We start from the raw sequence: 2,417 nt of genomic DNA, 5'->3' as shown, positions 1-2,417 counted from the left end.
GTTTGTTTGTATGTTTGTCATTGAGGGGAAAGAATACCGCAACATGTTCGGAGTTTTCAAGGATAGAATAGATGCCGGAGAGAAACTCGCCGATTTAATCGAAAAGCATTTTGATGTTGATAGAGATAAGACGGACGTCGTTGCTATTCCAGCCGGAGGAGTTCCGGTAGCTTGGGCAATGGCTAAAAAAATGGGCTTGAAATTGAAGATCTTGCTTGTTTCAAATATCCTATTTCCCTGGACAACCGAGGCGGGCTTTGGAGCGTTGAGCATGTTCGGAGACCTCGAATTAAATAGAAGTGCCATTCGTTACTATAAAATCAGCGAGGATGTCGTCGAGGAGCAAGTAAGGAGGACAAGGGAAAAAATTGAGAGGAGGTTGAAAATCATTCCCGAGAAGTATTTGCTTAAAGACAGAAACGAAAACGCTTTTCTCGTTGACGATGGACTGGCATCCGGATATACAATGCTCGTAGCAATAAAAAGCTCAAGGAGGTTTTACGATAGAGTTTACGTTGCTGTCCCAACAGCCTCCTCCTATGCAATTAACCTAATTTCCAAGAGCTGCGATGGAATATTTTGCGTGAATTTGAGGGATATCTATCCTTACGCTGTGGCAGACGCCTATCTGGAGTGGCACGATGTTAGCGATGAAGAAATGTTAGAGCTCCTGAAATAGCAAAAAGGGAGTTTCGTAGTTTTACCTGAAAAAGCAGGAGCGTATCTTAAATTTGAGCGGTTTAATTTAACCGCAAACTTCATAAGCAAATTGTTCGCTAAGCTAACTTAAGCCACGGTAGCTCAGCTGGCAGAGCGTTGCCTTGGTAAGGCAAAGGTCCCGGGTTCAAATCCCGGCCGTGGCTCTCCTTTTTCCAATTTGCTAAATATCTGTTAATCTTTTCAACTGTTATTCTGGAAAACTTCTATCGCAAACTTTGCAGATCTTTACTAATGTTGCAGGCTGCTTGAAGTATGGCATCTGCGACAAATAACATTATCTGCCACCTTCCAGAGAAGAATTCATCTATTCTCAAAGTTTAACTTTGCTTAGTTTATCGCAAGTCCAAAGAAGTAAGGTAAAGCTAAGAGGATTTTCTTAGCTTTGTTTTCTTCGATGTATTGACTCTAAACTATTTCATGCGGCACAACATTTAAGTATTAAGATGAAGAAATTTAATACATGCCAGTAACTCTGACTACGAGAGTTGATGATAAACTCGCCAAGTTAATCGATGAGATTGCCAAGCAGGAGGGGATGGATAGATCAACAATCATGAGAAGGTTCTTGAGTAAAGCCGTGAAAGAGTGGCTGATTGAAAAGAACCTGAAAGATTACGAAGAAGGTAAGATAACGCTGTGGCAGGCAGCTGAAAATTGCGGCATATCTCTATGGGAGATCATTAACGAGGCAAAAAAGAGGGGGACGATCGTTCCATACACATTGGAAGATTTGAAGGAGGACTTTAAGGACATATGATAGTATCCAATGCAACACCGCTAATCTATCTTGCGAAAGTAGGAAAGCTTGAGCTGCTCAAGATTTTTGGCGAGGTATACATCCCGGAGGAGGTTAAAGTCGAAGTCGTCGATAAAGGCAAGGCTTTGGGAAAGCCTGACAGCTACGCTATCGAGAAAGCCATCAAAGAGGGATGGATTAAAGTGTTAAAAGTAGAGCCGATAGATATTCCGATAAAGCTTCATTCTGGAGAGGTAGCAGTTCTCTCACTTGCAAAGAAACTTGGAATAAAAGACGTTTTAGTTGACGAAAAACCTGCAAGATTTGCGGCAAAACTTCTTAACTTAAAACCGAGAGGAACATTATTCGTCCTGTTAAAAGCTTTGAAGGAAGAGGTAATAGACTTTGACGAGTTCATAGATACTCTCAATGAAATGGTAGGGCAAGGATTTAGATTGAAGGAGGAAATCGTTATAGAAGCAATAAAAGAGGCTAAAAGAGTTATTAACCGGAAAAAGGATTAGCGAATTCGTTAATCCTTCGTTTTTCAAAGCTTTGGCGTTACTCTCGTAACTACCTTACAAGAAAAACTTCACCGTTCAAGTCAGTTTTAAGTTTCAAAAGCTGTAACGGGACTGTCAAGATAACACCTCCGTATTATAGACAGCAACGAAGCTCTCCAGCCAACTCTGAACTGAATAAAATGAACTGTTAAAGGGAAACCTGTTGAAGAACCTTTTAGTTCTGTTCTCTAGCAGAGAAAAGAACCCTTCTACTGCATTCCGCTCACCAAATGTCTCGTGCTCATACTTTAATCCAATTCTTTTCAAAGCCCAGAGATACCAGAATCTTCTGTCTACAACAACTTCAGGTTTATTCTCGCAGTATTTGAAAAACTTCTTTAAGGAAAGCGTAGGCTTCAAAGCTTCCTCTACCCTCAGATGCCCAGACGAACAGACAT

General features: G+C 41.0%; 3 protein-coding genes, 1 tRNA gene and 1 pseudogene. 4 read left to right on the top strand and 1 reads right to left on the bottom strand.

The features are described 5' to 3' along the window. The 4 genes from F7C14_RS09505 to F7C14_RS09490 form a co-directional block, all read left to right on the top strand. The coding region (locus tag F7C14_RS09505; RefSeq protein ID WP_367114362.1) for a phosphoribosyltransferase at window positions 1-679 on the top strand (679 nt) is incomplete at its 5' end. A 111-nt stretch (window positions 680-790) separates the two neighbouring features. Continuing rightward, window positions 791-863, top strand: a tRNA-Thr gene (locus tag F7C14_RS09500). A gap of 317 nt (window positions 864-1,180) precedes the next feature. After that, window positions 1,181-1,477 carry a UPF0175 family protein gene (locus F7C14_RS09495; RefSeq protein ID WP_290902258.1) on the top strand — a complete coding sequence of 99 codons (297 nt, stop codon included), beginning with the start codon at window positions 1,181-1,183 and terminating at the stop codon, window positions 1,475-1,477. Next, entirely contained in the window at window positions 1,474-1,980 is a 507-nt protein-coding gene (locus tag F7C14_RS09490; protein WP_290902256.1) for a DUF3368 domain-containing protein, read from the top strand. The genes F7C14_RS09495 and F7C14_RS09490 overlap by 4 nt, the downstream gene beginning before the upstream one ends. Before the next feature lie 114 nt (window positions 1,981-2,094). Here F7C14_RS09490 and F7C14_RS09485 read toward each other — a convergent pair. Further along, window positions 2,095-2,417: pseudogene (locus F7C14_RS09485) on the bottom strand (hypothetical protein); the annotation flags it as partial.

The organism is Ferroglobus sp., assembly GCF_015521575.1.
Taxonomy (GTDB): Archaea; Halobacteriota; Archaeoglobi; order Archaeoglobales; family Archaeoglobaceae; genus Ferroglobus.
The sequence above is the reverse complement of the archived record's forward strand: the minus strand, read 5'-3'. Positions and strand labels throughout refer to the sequence as shown.

What these genes read in the sequence shown, in the direction of transcription:
- F7C14_RS09495 (WP_290902258.1), top strand. Translation starts at nt 1,181, where the DNA reads ATGCCAGTAACTCTGACTACGAGAGTTGATGATAAACTCGCCAAGTTA.
- F7C14_RS09490 (WP_290902256.1), top strand. Translation starts at nt 1,474, where the DNA reads ATGATAGTATCCAATGCAACACCGCTAATCTATCTTGCGAAAGTAGGA.